Origin of the sequence: Chromobacterium indicum (genome assembly GCF_039708975.1) — a bacterium.
GTDB classification, from domain to species: Bacteria; Pseudomonadota; Gammaproteobacteria; order Burkholderiales; family Chromobacteriaceae; genus Chromobacterium; species Chromobacterium piscinae.
On record NZ_JAYFSJ010000004.1, the window covers coordinates 143760 to 160337 of the forward strand.

General features: G+C 64.6%; 14 protein-coding genes. 4 read left to right on the forward strand and 10 right to left on the reverse strand.

Annotation, left to right across the window (positions count from 1 at the left end; genetic code table 11):
* Positions 1-47: 47 nt before the first annotated feature.
* Positions 48-1400 (reverse strand): ATP-binding protein, encoded by a 1353-nt coding sequence (locus VA599_RS07120; RefSeq protein WP_346788079.1) that lies wholly within the window; start codon positions 1398-1400, stop codon positions 48-50.
* 3 nt (positions 1401-1403) lie between these two features.
* Entirely contained in the window at positions 1404-2117 is a 714-nt protein-coding gene (locus VA599_RS07125) for a winged helix-turn-helix domain-containing protein (protein WP_021476894.1), read from the reverse strand.
* Positions 2118-2296: 179 nt separating this feature from the next.
* Here VA599_RS07125 and VA599_RS07130 point away from each other — a divergent pair, with 179 nt between their 5' ends.
* Together VA599_RS07130 and VA599_RS07135 are read left to right on the forward strand one after the other, a co-directional pair.
* Positions 2297-4363 carry a carbon starvation CstA family protein gene (locus VA599_RS07130; RefSeq protein WP_346788080.1) on the forward strand — a complete coding sequence of 689 codons (2067 nt, stop codon included), beginning with the start codon at positions 2297-2299 and terminating at the stop codon, positions 4361-4363.
* A complete protein-coding gene (locus VA599_RS07135) occupies positions 4356-4544 on the forward strand; it encodes a YbdD/YjiX family protein (RefSeq protein WP_346788081.1) in 189 nt (62 codons plus the stop codon). Before VA599_RS07130 ends, VA599_RS07135 begins: the two co-directional genes overlap by 8 nt.
* A gap of 76 nt (positions 4545-4620) precedes the next feature.
* Here VA599_RS07135 and VA599_RS07140 read toward each other — a convergent pair whose 3' ends face one another.
* Positions 4621-5646 carry a YeiH family protein gene (locus VA599_RS07140; protein ID WP_346788082.1) on the reverse strand — a complete coding sequence of 342 codons (1026 nt, stop codon included), beginning with the start codon at positions 5644-5646 and terminating at the stop codon, positions 4621-4623.
* A gap of 104 nt (positions 5647-5750) precedes the next feature.
* Between VA599_RS07140 and VA599_RS07145 the strand changes: the two genes are divergently transcribed.
* Positions 5751-6620, forward strand: a complete 870-nt coding sequence (locus VA599_RS07145; protein WP_021476890.1) for a LysR family transcriptional regulator — start codon at positions 5751-5753, stop codon at positions 6618-6620.
* An 89-nt stretch (positions 6621-6709) separates the two neighbouring features.
* On the opposite strand, the gene VA599_RS07150 is transcribed toward VA599_RS07145, so the two are convergent.
* The 5 genes from VA599_RS07150 to arsC all read right to left on the reverse strand — a co-directional run bounded on the left by VA599_RS07150 (position 6710) and on the right by arsC (position 11974).
* Positions 6710-8242, reverse strand: a complete 1533-nt coding sequence (locus VA599_RS07150) for a DHA2 family efflux MFS transporter permease subunit (RefSeq protein WP_021476889.1) — start codon at positions 8240-8242, stop codon at positions 6710-6712.
* A 12-nt stretch (positions 8243-8254) separates the two neighbouring features.
* Positions 8255-9403 (reverse strand): EmrA/EmrK family multidrug efflux transporter periplasmic adaptor subunit, encoded by a 1149-nt coding sequence (locus VA599_RS07155; RefSeq protein ID WP_021476888.1) that lies wholly within the window; start codon positions 9401-9403, stop codon positions 8255-8257.
* Positions 9404-9416: 13 nt separating this feature from the next.
* The gene (locus VA599_RS07160) at positions 9417-10832 is read right to left on the reverse strand and encodes an efflux transporter outer membrane subunit (RefSeq protein ID WP_346788083.1); all 1416 of its coding nucleotides are present in this window, start codon (positions 10830-10832) and stop codon (positions 9417-9419) included.
* A 94-nt stretch (positions 10833-10926) separates the two neighbouring features.
* The gene (locus VA599_RS07165) at positions 10927-11427 is read right to left on the reverse strand and encodes a MarR family transcriptional regulator (RefSeq protein ID WP_021476886.1); all 501 of its coding nucleotides are present in this window, start codon (positions 11425-11427) and stop codon (positions 10927-10929) included.
* A 196-nt stretch (positions 11428-11623) separates the two neighbouring features.
* A complete protein-coding gene (gene arsC / locus VA599_RS07170) occupies positions 11624-11974 on the reverse strand; it encodes an arsenate reductase (glutaredoxin) (protein ID WP_021476885.1) in 351 nt (116 codons plus the stop codon).
* Between the two features lie 186 nt (positions 11975-12160).
* Between arsC and VA599_RS07175 the strand changes: the two genes are divergently transcribed.
* Positions 12161-13369, forward strand: coding sequence for a multidrug effflux MFS transporter (locus VA599_RS07175; RefSeq protein WP_346788084.1), 1209 nt, complete (start codon positions 12161-12163; stop codon positions 13367-13369).
* Between the two features lie 26 nt (positions 13370-13395).
* Here the strand turns inward: VA599_RS07175 and VA599_RS07180 are convergent, their stop codons facing one another.
* Both VA599_RS07180 and VA599_RS07185 read right to left on the reverse strand, forming a co-directional pair.
* Complete coding sequence (locus tag VA599_RS07180) at positions 13396-14583, reverse strand: GumC family protein (RefSeq protein WP_346788085.1); 1188 nt, start codon at positions 14581-14583, stop codon at positions 13396-13398.
* A gap of 29 nt (positions 14584-14612) precedes the next feature.
* Positions 14613-16568: an SLBB domain-containing protein gene (locus tag VA599_RS07185; protein WP_346788086.1), complete on the reverse strand. Its 1956-nt coding sequence runs from the start codon at positions 16566-16568 to the stop codon at positions 14613-14615.
* Positions 16569-16578: the final 10 nt, after the last annotated feature.

A 16578-nucleotide genomic window follows, 5' to 3' on the forward strand; every position in this document is an offset into this window, starting at 1 on the left:
CAAGCGGTCTGTGGGCTTCCTGTCGATGCTTTGTGACAATGAGTGACTTATTGCCCGCAAGGGGCCGGCTGCGCAATGATCATGCGAAAACGCGCGCCGCCCAGCTCGCTGGAGCCGGCGCTGGCGTGGCCGTGGTGGTGCTCGGCGATCAAGCGCACGAAGGACAGGCCCAGGCCGTGGCCGCCGGTGGCGCGGTCGCGGCTGCGGTCCAGCCGCAGAAAGGGCTCGAACACTTTGTCGCGGTCTTCCTCCGGAATGCCGCAACCGTCGTCGTCCACTTCCATGATCAATTGAGAGCCTTGGTGATAGACCCGCATCCGCACTTGCGAGTGGGCGTACTTGAACGCGTTCAGCAGCAGGTTGCGGGTGGCGATGTACATCAGCTTGCGGTCGAAGGCGCCGTCTTCGCGCGGACATTCCAGCGACAGCGACAAGTGCGGCGGCTTCAGCGGCGTGACCAGGTCGATCAGGTCGTCGAACCAGTCGAACAGGTCGACGGTTTCCAAATGCAGCGGCACTTCGCTGCGTCGCAGTTTGGCGAACTCCATGCTGGTGCTGATCAGCTCTTCCAGCTCCAGCATGTCGCGCTCCATGCCGTCGCGGTAGCGCTTCCACTCTGTCGGGTCTTCTTCCTCTTCCAGCATGGTCAGGCCGAAGCGCAGCCGGGCGATGGGCGTGCGGATCTCATGGGCGATGGCGTGCGACAGCGCCTGGCGGGTTTCCAGCTGGCGCTCCAGCCGCGAGGCCATGCTGTTGAAGGCCAGCGGCAGCGGCGCGAACAGCCGGCTCTTGGCCGAGCGGGCGCGGGCGCTGAAATCGCCCTCGGCGAACACTTCGGCGGTGCGCCGCACTTCCAGCAGGTCGGTCCACAGCGGGCGCAGGATGAAGTACAGCAGGGTGCCCAGCGTGGCGCCGGACAGCAGCATCCAGATCAGCAGCACCTCGATGTCTTCGCTGATCCAGGTGTTGTCGCTGGACTGCATGTCCAGCGGGCCCAGCGCCAGCAGCCCGGGGCGGGACGGCGTCGACGCGTACAGGATTTGATTGTCCGCGTCGAGATAGGGCTGGCCGTGGCCCAGCACCGCCAGCGCCTTGTCGTCCAGCTCTGCGGGCGGCTGGTCCAGCAGCCGGATCGGGTAGCTGAAGCGGCTGGCGATGGAGGCCAGCTCCGCGCTCCAGCGCTGCGGCGGCTGCTCCCGCAGCCTGTCCTGGATCAGCGCCACGGTGCCGCGCATGAACAGGGTCTTGCCGGCCTGGTCGCTTTTCTCGTACAGCTTGGTCACCAGGAAGCCGAAGCCGATGATGATCAACAGCTGTATCAGCATGGTGATCAGGAAGTAGCGGGCGAACAGCGTACCTAGCGATGGGCGCAGCCAGCCGCGCAGGTTCTTGGACGGCATGGCTTATTCCCAGTCGCTGCGCGAGAACAAGTAGCCCTTGCCGCGCACGGTCTTGATCCGCGCCGGCGCGTCCGGATTGTCGCCCAGCTTGCGGCGCAGCCGCGAGATGCGGGCGTCGATCGAGCGGTCCAGGCCGTCGAAGCCTATGCCCCGCAACTCGCTCATGATGTCGTCGCGAGACAGCACTTGGCCGGCGTGGGTGGCCAGCAGCCACAACAGGTCGAACTCGGCGGTGGTCAGCTCGATCTGCTCGTCGCCCAGCAGCGCTTCGCGGGTGGCCTGGCTGATGCTGAACTGGCCGAAGGTGATGCCGTCGTTTTCGATGGCGACGCCGCCGCTCTCCTGGCGGGCGCCGCCGCTGCGGCGCAGCAGCGCGCGGATGCGGGCCAGCAGCCGGCGCGGCTCCACCGGTTTGGCCAGATAGTCGTCGGCCCCCAGCTCCAGGCCCAGAATCTCGTCCACGTCTTCGTCGCGCGCGGTCATCATCAGGATGCGGCCGCCGTAGTGGGGGCGGACATCGCGGCAGACGTCGAAGCCTTCCTTGCCCGGCAGCATCACGTCCAGCACCACCAGGTCCGGACGGGTTTCCAGGATGAAGGCGGGCGCGGTGTCGCCGCGTCCGTGCAGGCTGACCTGGTAACCGTGCTTGGTCAGGTAGGCGGCGATCAGTTCGGCCAGTCTGGCGTCGTCTTCGACAATCAGAATGTGTTGTGGCATTGCGAGGTATCCCGATTTCCCAGCAAAAATAGTAACACGGGCCGTTCGGGCTGGCAGGCTTGTGTTTCGGCTGCTATGCCGACAGAATCAAAGCAGCAGTACCCAAGCCGGATCGCGGCGGACAGATGGGCTGCCGCCGCAAGCGCCGGGAGAAATAGAGAGAGAACAGGGACTTCCTTATGCAACAGGTCAAACAGTGCGTGGTCTGGCTGCTGGTGGCGCTGGCGGGGGCGACGGCCTTCGCCATGGTGGCGCTCAACCGCGGCGAGACGATCAACGCGGTGTGGCTGGTGGTGGCCGCCTTGTCGGTCTACGCGATCGCCTACCGCTTCTATGGCCGCTTCATCGCCGACAAGGTGCTGGAGCTCGACGCGCGCCGGCTGACGCCGGCCGAGAAATTCAACGACGGGCTCGATTACGTGCCCACCAACAAGTGGGTGGTGTTCGGCCACCACTTCGCCGCCATCGCCGGCGCCGGCCCGCTGGTGGGCCCGGTGCTGGCCGCGCAGATGGGCTACCTGCCGGGCACCTTGTGGATTCTGGTCGGGGTGATGCTGGCGGGCGCGGTGCAGGACTTTCTCACCCTGTTCCTGTCGATGCGCCGCGACGGCAAATCGCTGGGCGAAATGATACGCCAGGAGATGGGCGACATCGCCGGCGTGATCGCCTCCATCGGCGTGCTGATGATCATGGTGATCCTGCTGGCGGTGCTGGCGCTGGTGGTGGTCAAGGCGCTGGCGGACAGCCCGTGGGGCACCTTCACCATCGCCTGCACCATTCCGATCGCGCTGTTCATGGGCGTGTACACCCGCTTCATCCGTCCGGGCAAGATCGGCGAGGTGTCGGTGATGGGCTTCATCCTGTTGATGCTGGCCATCGTCTACGGCGGCGACGTCGCCAAGAGCGCGACGCTGGCGCCGCTGTTCACGCTGAAGGGCACCACGCTAGCCTGGACGCTGATCGGCTACGGCTTCATCGCCTCGGTGCTGCCGGTGTGGCTGCTGCTGGCGCCGCGCGACTACCTGTCCACCTTCCTCAAGATCGGCACCATCGTCGGTCTGGCCATCGGCATCCTGGTGGTGGCGCCGCCGCTGCACATGCCGTCGGTCACTAAGTTCATCGACGGCAGCGGCCCGGTGTTCGCCGGCAACCTGTTCCCCTTCCTGTTCATCACCATCGCCTGCGGCGCGGTGTCCGGTTTCCATTCGCTGGTGGCTTCCGGCACCACGCCCAAGCTGATCGAGAACGAATCCCACGCCCGCATGATCGGCTATGGCGCGATGCTGGTGGAAAGCTTCGTCGCCATCATGGCGCTGATCGCCGCCTGCGTGCTGGACCCGGGCGTCTATTTCGCGATGAACAGCCCGGCGGCCCTGATCGGCAAGACCGCGGCGGAGGCCGCCCAGGTGATCTCCGGCTGGGGCTTCGTCATCACGCCGGACGCGCTGACCCAGCTGGCGGCCGACGTCGGCGAGCATACCGTGCTGTCGCGCGCCGGCGGCGCGCCGACGCTGGCGGTGGGCATGGCCCACATCCTGTCCGGCGTGATCGGCGGCAAGACCATGATGGCGTTCTGGTACCACTTCGCCATCCTGTTCGAAGCGCTGTTCATCCTCACCACCGTCGACGCCGGCACCCGCGTGCTGCGCTTCATGATCCAGGACCTGCTGGGCGTGTTCATCAAGCCGATGGCCAACACCGAGTCTTGGGCGGCCAACTTTGTCGCCACCGGCCTCGCCGTCGCCGCCTGGGGCTACTTCCTGTACCAGGGCGTGGTGGACCCGCTGGGCGGCATCAACACCTTGTGGCCGCTGTTCGGCATCGCCAACCAGATGCTGGCCGGCATCGCGCTGACGCTGGCCACCGTGGTGCTGGTGAAAATGCAGAAGACGCGCTACGTGTGGGTGACCGCGCTGCCCACCGTCTGGCTGTTGCTGGCCACGCTGACCGCCGGCTGGCAAAAATTGTTCGACGCCAGCCCCAAGATCAGCTTCCTGGCCCACGCCGACAAGTTCTCCGCCGCGTCCGCCAAGGGCGAGGTGTTGGCGCCGGCCAAGAATATGGCGCAAATGCAGCAGATCATCTTCAATGATTATGTGGACGCCACGCTGACCGCGCTGTTCATGGCGGTGGTGCTGGCGATGCTGGTGTTCGGCATCCAGGTGATCCGCAAGTCTCTGGCGGTGAAGTGGGTGACGGCCAAGGAAGTGCCGGCGGTATACCGGGAGGGAGGAGCCAATGGTTGAACTGTGGCGGGCGGTGGTGCATACCGCCCGGTTGATGGTGGGGCAGCGGGACTACGACGTCTATGTCAGCAGCCGTCGCCGTTTCGACCCCGAGGCCCAGGTGATGAGCCGCGAAGCGTTCTTCCGCTACTGCCAGGAGCAGCGCTATGGAGGCAAGAGCGTGAAGAAGTGTCCGTGCTGAGCCATCGCGGCTCGGCATAGAAAACGCCCGGCTTGGCCGGGCGTTTTTCATTCATCCAGTCGCTCTCGGCGCGGGGTCAGTGCAGCAGCGCCGCGACGCCGGCGTTGATCAGGCCGCCGCCGACGATAAGCCAGCCGAACAGCGCGCTGGCCAATAGCAGCGGCTTGGCGCCGGCCTGGCGGATGGCCGAGATGTGGGTGGTCAGGCCCAGCGCGCCCATCGCGGCGGCCAGCAGCAGGTTGTCCAGCGAGATGATTTGTTGCAGCAGCGCGCGCGGCAGCAGGTCGAAGGAGTTGAAGCCGGCCACGACGAGAAAGGCGACGGCGAACCAGGGGATGGAGATCGGCTGCTTCTGCGTTTTGCTTCCGCTGTGCTTGGCCGCAAGCCAGGCGGACAGGGCGATCAGGAACGGCGCCAGCATCATCACGCGGATCATCTTGGTGATCACCGCGGTGTTCATCGCCGCGTCGCTGACCGATTTGCCGGCGGCGACGGCCTGCGCCACTTCGTGGATGGTGGAGCCGGCGAACAGGCCGTAGCTGAATTCCGAGATGCCGAGGTGGCGCACCGCGTCGTACATCAGCGGCCACAGGAACATCGCGGCGGTGCCGAACACCACCACGGTGGCCACCGCGACGGCCACTTTCTCCGCGTGGGCCTTGATCACCGGCTCGGTGGCCAGCACCGCGGCCGCGCCGCAGATCGAGCTGCCGGCTCCGATCAGGATCACGCTCTGCTCATCCAGGCCCAGTTTTTTGCGGCCCAGCCAGAAAGCCAGCAGGAAGGTGGAGGTCAGCACCAACGCGTCGATCAGCACGCCGGAGAAACCGACTGCGGCGATGTCCTGGAACGTCAGCTTGAAGCCGAACAGGATGATGCCGGCGCGCAGCAGCTTCTGCTTGGAGAAGGTCACGCCGTGGTGGCTGGGCTCGGCGATGAAACGGTAGACGGTGTTGCCGACGATCATGCCGCCGACGATGGCGAGAGTGAGGGCCGACAGGCCCAGGCTTTTCATCGCCGGCAGCTCCGCGGCCCAGATGGCCGCGCCGGCCAGGCCCAGCGACAACGCCAGGCCGGGAATCAGGTTGCGATAATTGGCCATATGCTAATGCCTCTTTAGTATATGTCCAAGATACGCTACTGTTTATAAGTAAAAAAACGGATAAAATTAATAGATATCATTAATAAAACTGCTTAGGAGCCGGCATGAGCCTGCGTATCAGCCTGAGGGAGCTGGAGGTGTTCGTCGCGGTGGCTGAACTGGACACGGTGACGCGCGCGGCGGAGCGGGTGGCGCTGACGCAGTCTGCCGCCAGCCAGGCGCTGGACAAACTGGAGCAGGGGCTGGGCGCCAAGCTGTTCGACCGCGTCGGGCGGCGGCTGCTGATCAATGAGCATGGCCGCCTGCTGTTGCCGCGCGCCCGCGCGCTGCTGGACGCCGCCGGGGACGTCCAGGGACTGTTCGACGGCGGCGGGCTGGCCTTGCGCATCGGCGCCAGCACCACCATCGCCAACTACCTGCTGCCGCCGCTGCTGGCCGCTTTCCGCCGGGATTGGCCGCAGGCACGGCTGGAGCTGGAGGTGGCCAATACCCGCGACATCGTCGAGGCGGTGGCGGCGTTCCGCGTCGATTTCGGCCTGATCGAGGGGCCATGCCACCATCCGGAACTGTTGGCCAGCCCCTGGCGGCAGGATGAGTTGCTGGTGTTCGCCGCCGTGTCGCATCCGCTGGCCGGACGCAAGGTGGCGGCGGCGGAGCTGGCCGAGGCGGAGTGGATATTGCGCGAGGCCGGTTCCGGCACCCGGGAGGAAGTGGAGCGGGTGCTGCTGCCGCACCTGATGCGGCTATCGATCAGCATGGAGCTGGGCCATTCCGAGGCGATCAAGCACGCAGTGGCGGCGGGGCTGGGCGTCAGCTGCCTGTCGCGGCATGTGGTGGCTGATCTGCTGGCGGCCGGCAGCGTGGTGGAGGTGGACGCCGATCTGCCGCGGCTGACCCGAACGCTGTACCGCGTTCAGCACCGGGACAAGGCGATCGGCCGCGGGATGGCGGCTTTCGACCGCCATCTGAAATGAAAACGGGCAAGACCGCTAGGTCTTGCCCATTTTTCAGCCGGAACCGGATAGGCTAAGAAAGCCCCGAGGCAAGGCGGCGTCGGCCTGTCCTAGTGCGCGCCGCTGTCGCCGCCGGCCGCCGTGAACGGCGGCTTGGCGAACCAGACCAGCGCGATCAGCAGCACGAACAGGATGCCGGAGACCCAGAAGATCTCGTTGGCGGCCATGATGTAGCCCTGCTTGGTGATCTGCAGCTGGGTCAGCGCGTGCTGTTGGCTGGGGCCCAGGCCTAGTTTGCCCATGGTGTCGAACCACGACACCGAGGCCGGATCGTACTGCGTCACATGCTCGGTCAGCTTGGAGTGGTGCTGCGCTTCGCGGCGGTCCCACATCGTCGTCGTGATCGAGGTGCCGATGCTGCCCGCCAGTATGCGCAGGAAGTTCGACAGGCTGGACGCGCTGGCGATCCGCGACGGATGCAGGCCGGACAGCGTGATCGTCGTCAGCGGCATGAAGAAGCAGGCCACGCCTATGCCCTGCACCACCTGCGGCCACACCACGTAGGAAAAGTCCATGTCGGTGTTGAAGTTGCTGCGCCAGAAGAAGCAGATGGCGTAGACGCTGAAGCTGACCGTCACCACCCAGCGCATGTCCCAGCGGTGCGCGTTCTTGCCGATGATCGGCGACAGTACCACCGGGATCAGGCCGATAGGCGCGGCGGCGAGGCCGGCCCAGGTGGCGGTGTAGCCTAGCTGGGTTTGCAGCATCAAGGGCAGCAGCACCACGGCGCCGAAGTACAGCATGAAGCCCAGGCTGATGGCGACGGTGCCGACGGTGAAGTTGCGCTGGCTGAATAGCGACAGGTCGACGATGGGGTGCTCCTCGCCCAGTTCCCAGATCACCAGGTAGGTCAGCGCCAGGAAGGCGATCACGGCCAGGGTGACGATCTCGGCGGAGTTGAACCAGTCCAGCTCCTTGCCGCGGTCCAGCACCATCTGCAGCGAGCCGACGCCGATCACCAGCAAGGCCAGGCCGAGCTTGTCGATGGGCAGCTCGAAGGTGTCGGTCTCGCGGCTCTTCAGGATGCGCCAGGAGATGAAGGCGGCCGCGAGGCCCACCGGCACGTTGATGAAGAAGATCCAGCCCCAGTGCCAGTTGTCGCTGATCACGCCGCCCAGAATCGGGCCGAACACCGGCGCGACGATCACCGTCATCGCCCATAGCGCCAGCGCCATGCTCTTTTTGGCCGGCGGGTAGCACGACAGCAGCAGGCTTTGCGACAGCGGAATCATCGGACCGGCCACCGCGCCTTGCAGCACGCGGAAGAAGATCAGCATTTCCAGGCTGCCCGACATGCCGCATAGCCAGGAGGTCAGCACGAACAGCAGCGTGGAGGCGGTGAACAGCTTCACCTCGCCGAAGCGCTTGGCCAGCCAGCCGGTCAGCGGCACGGCGATGGCGTTGGCGACGCCGAACGAGGTGATCACCCAGGTGCCCTGGCTGGTGGCGGCGCCGAGGTTGCCCGAAATGGTGGGCAGCGCCACGTTGGCGATGGTGGTGTCCAGCACTTGCATGAACACCGACATCGACAGCGCCAGCGTGATCCAGACCAGTTTCGAGCCGCTCAGTGGCGGATGGTTCATGGGTGGGCGTCCTTACTTGCCGGCGTTGGCGGCCAGGATTTCGGCGACCAGCTTGTCGGCCTGCTTCAAGTCCGGCAGGGTGCCGTTGTGTTCGCTGACCACGGTCGCCGGGGCGGCTTCGGCCAGCGATTTGCCGTCCTGGTTGCTGGTGTCCACCACCGCGTCGATCGACAGGCCGACGCGCAGCGGGTGCTCCTGCAGATCCTTGGGGTCGAGCGCGATGCGAACCGGCACGCGCTGCACCACCTTGATCCAGTTGCCGGTGGCGTTCTGCGCCGGCAGCAGCGAGAAGGCGCTGCCGGTGCCGGCCGACAGGCCCTGCACTTTGCCGTGGTAGACCACCTTGCCGCCGTACAGATCGGACTTCAGCTCCACCGGCTGGCCGATGCGGATCTTGGCCAGCTGGCCTTCCTTGAAGTTGGCGTCCACCCACAGGTGCTCCAGCGGCACCACGGCCATCAGCGGCGTGCCGGCGGCGACGCGCTGGCCCACCTGCACGTTGCGGCGGGCGACGGTGCCGTTCACCGGCGACTTGATTTCGGTGCGCTGCAGCGCGAGCCAGGCCTCCTTCAGGCGGCTGGCGGCGGCTTTGACCGCCGGCTGGTGCGCAAGCTCGTCCTTGCCCACCAGCGCCAGGCCGGCCTTGGCCTGTTCCTGCGCGGCGGCCAGCGCGGCCTGGGCGGCGGCGGCGGCGTCGCTTGCGTGCCCCAGTTCTTCGGCGGACATCGCTTCGCTGCCCGCCAACTGCTTGCGGCGCTTCAGGTCGGATTCGGCGCGGGACAGCTCGGCTTGGCGCAGCGCCACCTGGGCGTCCAGCTGCTGGCTGTTGGCCATCAGCTGGCGGGTCTGGCGCACGGTCTGGGCGAACTCGTTGCGGGCGCGCTCGAAAGCCAGCTGGGCGTCGCTGTTGTCGTAGCTGACCAGCACCTGGCCGGCCTTCACCGCCACGGTGTCGTCGACCAGGATCTTGGCGACGGTGCCGCCCACTTCCGGGGTGACCTGCACCAGGTGGCCGCCGACATAGGCGTCGTCGGTGTCTTCCTGGTGGCTCAGCACCAGCGACCAGTAGGCGCCGTAGCCGATGGCGATGGCGGCGAACAGGGTGGTGGCCACCAACAGGTTGCGTTTGCGGCTCTTCGCGGTTTCCAGTTTCTGATCCATTTGATGTATGTCCTTAGCGGGGGGCGGTCTGGTTGTCGAAACCGCCGCCCAATGCGGTGTTCAGGGTGGCCCAGGCCAGGCGGCTGGCGGCCTTGGCGTCGATGTTGGAGGACTGCTGGCTCAGCAGCGCGTCCTGGGAGTCCAGCAGCGACAGTTTGTTGATCAGGCCGGCGCGCAGGCGGGCGGCCATCGAGTCATTGGCTTTGCGGCTGCTTTGCAGCGCGCGTTCGGTCTGCCGCAGCTGGCGCTGGCTGTTCTGCCAGCCGGACACCGCGTCGGAGGCGTCGCGCAGCGCGTCGAACACCGCCTGGTTGTATTGCTGCACCGCCATGTCGTAGCCGGCCTGTTGTTTGGACAGGTTGGACTGCAGTTGGCCGGAGTGGAAGATCGGCAGGCTGATGGCCGGCATGAAGCCCCACAGCGACGATTCGCTCTTCCACAGCTGGTCCATTTGCAGCGAGCTCTGGCCGGCGAACACGGTCAGTTTGACGTTGGGGTAGAACTCGGCGTGCGCTTCCTTGACCGAGGCGGACATCGATTCGACGCGGGCGCGTTGGGCGGCGATGTCGGGACGGCGGCCCAGCAGGTTGGCGTCCAGCTTGTCCAGCGCCGGCTCCGGCGCGGCGTCCAGCTGGCCCGGGTTCAGGCCGCCCCGCTGCTGCGGCGCCTGGCCGGTCAGCGCGGCCAGCGCGTGGCGGCTGCGGGCGATGTCGTTGTCCAGCGCGCTTTGCTGTTGTTGCAGCCGCTCGATCGACACCTCGTTGCCGCGCTGGTTGTCGCCCGGCAGCAGGCCGGCGTTGATGCGGGCCTGGGTCAGCTTCTGGCGGCTCTGGGCGATGGCCAGGCGCTGGGACAGCAGCTTGGACTGGGCCAGGCCGCGCTGCAGCTGGGTGTATTGGGCGACTACGGCCTGGGTCAGCAGCAAGCGGGTCTGCTGGCCTTCGTAGGCGATGGCCTGCTGCTGGCCGAGCGCGGCGCTGACGGCCGCGTGGTTTTTGCCCCAGAAGTCGAATTCCCAGCTGCCCATCAGCGCCGCGGTGTAGGCGTTGATGTAGTCCTTGTCGTTGTGCGGGATGGCTTTGAGCGGATCGGCGTGGATCTGCACGGCGTTGGCGAGCGCGTCCAGCTGCGGGCCGTCCTTGCTTTCCACGATGCCGACGGCTGCGCGCGCCTGGCGCAGGCGCGCGTCGGCCAGTTTCAGCGACGGCGAGTCTTTCAGCGTCGCTTCCACCAGACGGTCGAGCTCGGGGTCGTTCAATTGGCGCCACCAGTCGGCGCGGACATTCTGTTGGCTGGCGACGGCCAGCTTGAGCTGGTCGGCGCCCACCATCTGGTCGGGGGCGGCGTCTGGGCCGAAGCTGGCGCAGCCGCTCAGCACGGCGCTGATCAGCAACACCCCGGCGGCTTGTGGCCAGGATTTCTTGTTCACCTTGTCGGTCTCCATCAATGATGCATGTCGGTCCGGGGCTGATTAATCCAGTAGATAATCACCCAAGTTATTATGTGAGCGAAAAAGCGCGGGCTCAGCCGCCGAGCTTGCTCAGCAGCTTGCGCATCAGCCGTTCCAGTTCGGCTTTCTCATCGGCCTCGAAGTCCGTCCACAGCGAGCGATGGATTTCGCGCGAGTAGGGCAGCAGGCCTTCCACCAGCGCCACGCCGGCGGGTGTCAGCTCCAGCACGATCTTGCGCCTGTCCTCGGCGCTGGCCGAGCGGGCGGCCCAGCCGTTCTTCACCAATTCATCCGCGATGCGGGTGGCGTTGGTGCGCGAGGAATCCAGCGTTTCGCTGATATCCGACGGATTCAGCATCTGGTTCGGACAGGCGTACAAGGCGAGCAGCGCCATCCACACCGTCTCGTTCAGGCCGTGCTGCTTCAGGCACTCGCACAGATGGGCGGTCAGCCGCGGCACGATGTGGAAGAACAGGCGGGTCAGGATCACTTCCTGGCGGGGCACGCCGGGAAAGCGGGCTTCGACGCGGCTGATCGCCTGCTCCAACTGGGAAAAGGACTTGTTTGGACTCATGCCGCCATTTTAGTAACGTACGGTATTATTTTTCAAGTAATAGTAATCTTGCTAATGAAATGGGCAGGGAAAGTGTGGCGAAATGACAATGGTTTATCTGGCGGGCGAGCAGGGGAATCCGGGCGGGAGAGGCTAGAAAGAGAGAGGCGGGAAGGAAAAGGCTCGGCGGCGGCGGGAGGGCCGCCGCGGCATGGGTTTATTCGCCCAGCAGCTTGAGCACCTGCTCGGGCGGGCGGCCGATCACGGCGCGGCCGCCGGCGATGGCGATGGGGCGTTCGATCAGGCTGGGGTTGTCCACCATCGCGGCGATCAGGTGCTTGCGTTCCAGCGTGATGTCGTCCAGATAGAGGTCGGCGTATTCCTCCTCTTTCTGGCGCATCAGCTCGCGAGGCTCCAGGCCCAGCATGCCCAGCAACTGGTCCAACTCTTCATAGCTGGGGGGATGCTTCAGGTATTCGATGACTTCGACCTCGGCGCCGGCTTCTTCCAGCAGGCTGAGGGCGGCGCGGGATTTCGAGCACTTGGGATTGTGGTAGAGACGGATCATGAGGCTTCTCCCTTGTGGTTGATCCGGGCCGCTGCGGCATGATTGGCAGCATAACCCGCTGTTTGTGGGTTGGGAAGGGGGCGCGCATCGTGGCATGAAAGCGCCGGCATGCCAAGTTTCCCGACCGGGTTTGGCAAGCGCGGCATCAACCGTTAACATTCGAACATTATCCGAGATTCTTACGTCATGTCCCGCACTTCCCGCACACACTTCGGCTTGGCCGCGCTGCTGGCCGGCTTGTCCACCCTGGGCCCGTTTTCTATCGACACCTTCCTGCCGGCGATGCGGGCCATCGGCTCCACGCTGTCCGCGTCGCCGCTGGAAATGCAGCAGGCGCTGACGGTCTATCTGTTCTGCTACGCGTTGATGATGCTGTGGCATGGCTCGATTTCCGACGCGGTGGGCCGCCGGCCGGTGATACTGGCGACCACGCTGCTGTTCGGCCTGGCTTCAGTGGGGTGCGCGTTGTCCGATACCCTGGGCCAGTTATTGTTGTTCCGCGCGCTGCAGGGCTTGTGCGGCGGCGCCGGCCTGGTGGTCGGCCGGGCCATCATCCGCGACCGGCTGGAAGGCGCGGCGGCGCAGCGTCTGATGTCGCAGGTGACCATGTTGTTTTCGCTGTCGCCTGCGATCGCGCCGGTGGTGGGCGGCTGGCTGTTTGGCGCTTTCGGCTGGCATTCCATCTTCGCGTTCATGGCGCTGATCGGCTTCGCGCTGTTCGCGCTGTGCTGGTTCGGCTTGCCGGAAACCCATCCGAAGGAGGCGCGGCAGCCCTTGCATCCGCGCCCGCTGCTGGCCAGTTACTGGAGAGTGGGGCGCACAGTCAATTTCCAGCTATTGACCGCGGCGGTGTCGTTCAATTTCGCCGGCTTCTTCCTGTATGTGCCGTCGGCGCCGGTCTTTTTGATGCAGCACCTGCATCTGGGGCCGACCGAGTTCCTGTGGCTGTTCGGACCGGCGGTGTCGGGGATCATGTTCGGCGCTTACCTGTCGGGGCGCATGGCCGGGCATTTCTCATCGCGGGAGATGGTGACGCGCGCCTACTGGCTGATGTTCGCCGCGGCGTTGGCCAATCTGGCGTACAACCTGCTGGCTCCCGAGCAGACGCTGCCGTGGGCGGTGCTGCCGCTGGCGCTGTACACCACCGGCATGTCGCTGGCGGCGCCGTCGATCACGCTGAACCTGATGGATCAGTTTCCGGAGTTGCGCGGTACCGCGTCGTCGCTGCAGGGCTTCTGCCAGACCATGGTGTCCAGCCTGGTGGCCGGCGTGGTCGCGCCCCTGGCCTGGGCCAGCCCCTTGAGGCTGGCCCTGGTGATGAATCTGCTGCTGGTATTGGGATTCATCTGCCGGATGGGGTATCGGCGGCGGATTCAGGCGGCGGAGCGGGCGTGAGCCGACTGGAAGGTCGGCCGGGTTTTTCAATGCTCGTTGCGCAGCGCTAGAGCGGGAGCCGGCTCGGGCCGTTTGACGGTTTGCCTGTCCCCGACGAACTTGGCGTGCAGCAAGGAGCCCACGGCGCCAAACAGAAAGCCCAGCAGCAATCCGGTGGCCAGGATCAGGCTGCGGCTGGGCTTGCTTTTCAGTTCCGGGGGCACCGCGCTGTCCAGCACCTGGATCAACGACGAATCCTTGGCTTCGTCTATCTTGGCCAGTTCGTATTGCTTGGCCAATAGCTCGAAAATGGTTTCCTGATATTTGACTTCTCTCAGGCGGCGCAGGTATTCCAGGCCGCTTTGCGCCACTTTCCCGGTGGGGACCATCAGGTCGCCGCGCCCCTCTTTTCCCGTTTCCAGTTTTGTCAGTTGTTCGCGCAACCCGCTCAACTCCTGCTCCGTGCGGATGTATAGCGGATTCTGCTGTGTGGCGTAGCTGCGCATCGCCTCCAGTTGAACCTCCTTGGCGGCGATGCTGGCGCGCAACTGAGTCACTGAGCCGACAATGGCGGGCAGCTGGCCTTCCGGTTGGATCAGGCCGGTTTTTTCCTGGGTTTGGCGCAGGGCGGTTTCCGCGCTGGTCAGTTGCTCTTTGGCTTGTTTCAGCTGTTGCTCGAAGAATAGGCGCCGTTTGGCGGCATCCGTCATGGCCAGAATCTGATTCAACTGTTTCAGTTCGTCGATGTAGGCGTTGGCGAGCTGGGCCGCGAATCGCGGATCGGGGTCGTCGACATTGATGTTGATCAGTCCATCTTTGCCATTGATGATGACTGTTCGGCTTTTCAGGGCTTGGCGGGCGCCGTCCAGCGTCTTTTGCTGATAACGCTCCTTCAACTGCAGGCGCTTGATCAGGCGGTCGGCGATGGTGCGGCTTTGCAGCATGCCGATATAGAGATCATTGGGATTTTTCAAGCCGCTGATCCCTCCCGCCATGCCGGCCAGCCCCCCCAGTTGTCCCAGCAGCGCGCCCATGCCGCTGCTCTGCTGCTGGGGAGGCATGATGGAGCTGCTGGCGGTGAAGATGGGCTTGGCCAGCAGGCCGTAAGCTAATGCGGCGCTGCCGAACAGCACGGTGCTGATGGCGATCCAGCGCTTGTACTTCTGCAACGTTGACAGCAGTGCCAGCAAGTCGATTTCATCACTGGTCTGGGAGGTATTTGTCGGGCTCGTCATTTTCATTCCCTCATGCTGGAGATTGGAACTTATTTCAATACCTTCAGGCCGGCAGCGCCGAGGCCGAACTGGTACAGAATGCTGGTCCATTCCTTCAGGGACTGGGTCCAACTGCCGCTATTGAGCTCTTCCGGAACCACGATGGTGTCGCCCGGATTGACCCGCTTGCCGCTGACACCGGAGAACCAGCCGCCGCTGTCGCTGCTGGCGACGGTGCCATCGGCGCGCAATACATAGATGGACGATTTGTCGCCAGAATTCGTTACGCCTCCTGCGAGCGAAAGGTAATCGCCAACCGAACGTTGTGGACGGTAGATGAAGGCATTGTTTTGGTAGACGGCGCCCAGTACGTAGACGGTGCCCGGGCGGCGGGGAATTTCGACTTGGTCGCCATCCTGCAGTTCCAGATCGGGCAGGTCCTTTGCTTGTGCGTCCGCGTCTTTCAACTCCAGCACCACACGACCTTCCGACTTGATCGCGCGCATTTTTTTCGCGATCTGACGCTGGCCTTCGACTTCTGCATTGACGGCGGCGATGGTGTCTTTGTCGGTGAGTTTAGCTAGTTTCAAGGATGCGTTTTGCTCCAATTCTTTTTCAAATCGGGTGGCGACTTCATCCAGTTTTTGCTGCTGCATCTGGCGTATGCTTTCTCGCTTCATGGTGGTTGCGAAGATATAGCCGTTTTCATCCACGCCGCCCAAGCGCATGATCAACTGGCGCAGTGTTTCTCCGCGGCGGATCTGGAAGGTACCGGTCTGCTTGACCTCGCCGCCTACGGTGACGAACTCATCCCCCCGCAGCACTCCGACTGCCTGCGCGCCCGGGACATGCAGGCGGAAGATGTCACCCGCGTTCAGCGCGACGGCGCTCAGACCTTGGGTGGAGTTCTGGTTGCGAACGAGGTTGACGAAGCGGTTGTCCACGTTTTTTTCCAGCAGCAGTTCCTTGCCTTCGGCGGCTGACTCCAGGCCGCCGGCCCAGTGCAGCAGGTCGCTGGCGGTTTCGCCGGGGCGGAATTCGTAAATGGCCGGCGTCTTGACGTCGCCCAGCAGGGCGACGCGCGGGCCGGCTGCGGGAATCTGGACCACGTCGCCGTCGCGCAAGCTCTGATCGGCGGATTTATCGCCGTTCACCAGAATGCTGTACAGGTCGACCTTGGAAACGGCGCGGCCATCCCGCATCAGGGTCACGTTGCGCAGGCTGCCGCTGTCGTCCGGTCCCCCTGCCTTCAGCACGGCATTGAACAGGGTGCTCATCGCATTCAGCGTATAGCTGCCGGGCTGGCGCGCATGGCCGACGACATAGATCTGGACCGCCCGGCTTTGCAGCAGGCTGACGCTGAGGTCGAAATTGTTGAAGACGCGGCTGACGCTCTTCTTAAGCGTCGCCTGAAGATCCCGGTAGCGAACGCCCGCCACGGCGATGCTGCCTACCCGCGGAAGGTAAATCGCGCCGTTGCGATCGACCGTCAATGTCAGGTCGATATCCACCATGCCCCAGCCCTTGACCTGCAATTGGTCGCCGCTGCCGATCACATAGTCTGGATTGACCTGCACGCCGTCCGCTGCCTCGAAGGCGTTGCCGGGGTTGCGGAACAAGCGGCTGCCGAATAGCGGCAGCGTCTGTTCCGTGGCTTTTCGCACGTAGTCGGTGAAGGGGGGGAGCTTGGGTTTGCCGTCAAGCGAATTGGTCGCATAACCGTTGTCATCCAACAGGTAGCCTGGTTGTTGCGGATATCCGGTCAAGGGATAGCCCGACATGTATGGCGACCGATTGTCGCCGGTTTTTTTGTCCTGCGTTTGGACGGACGAGGGCATGCTGTTTATCGATGGCAGGCCGTTGAGGTTGTCGGTCTCGTAGCTGGGCATGCTGGGGTTCGGATAATTGACGGTTCCAGATCCCGCCGCATGCAGATGGATGCTACTGCTCAGCAGGCAGAGCGCCAGAAGGGATTTTCCACTCGATTTCAGGATACGCGCAGTCATGGTCGGGGTT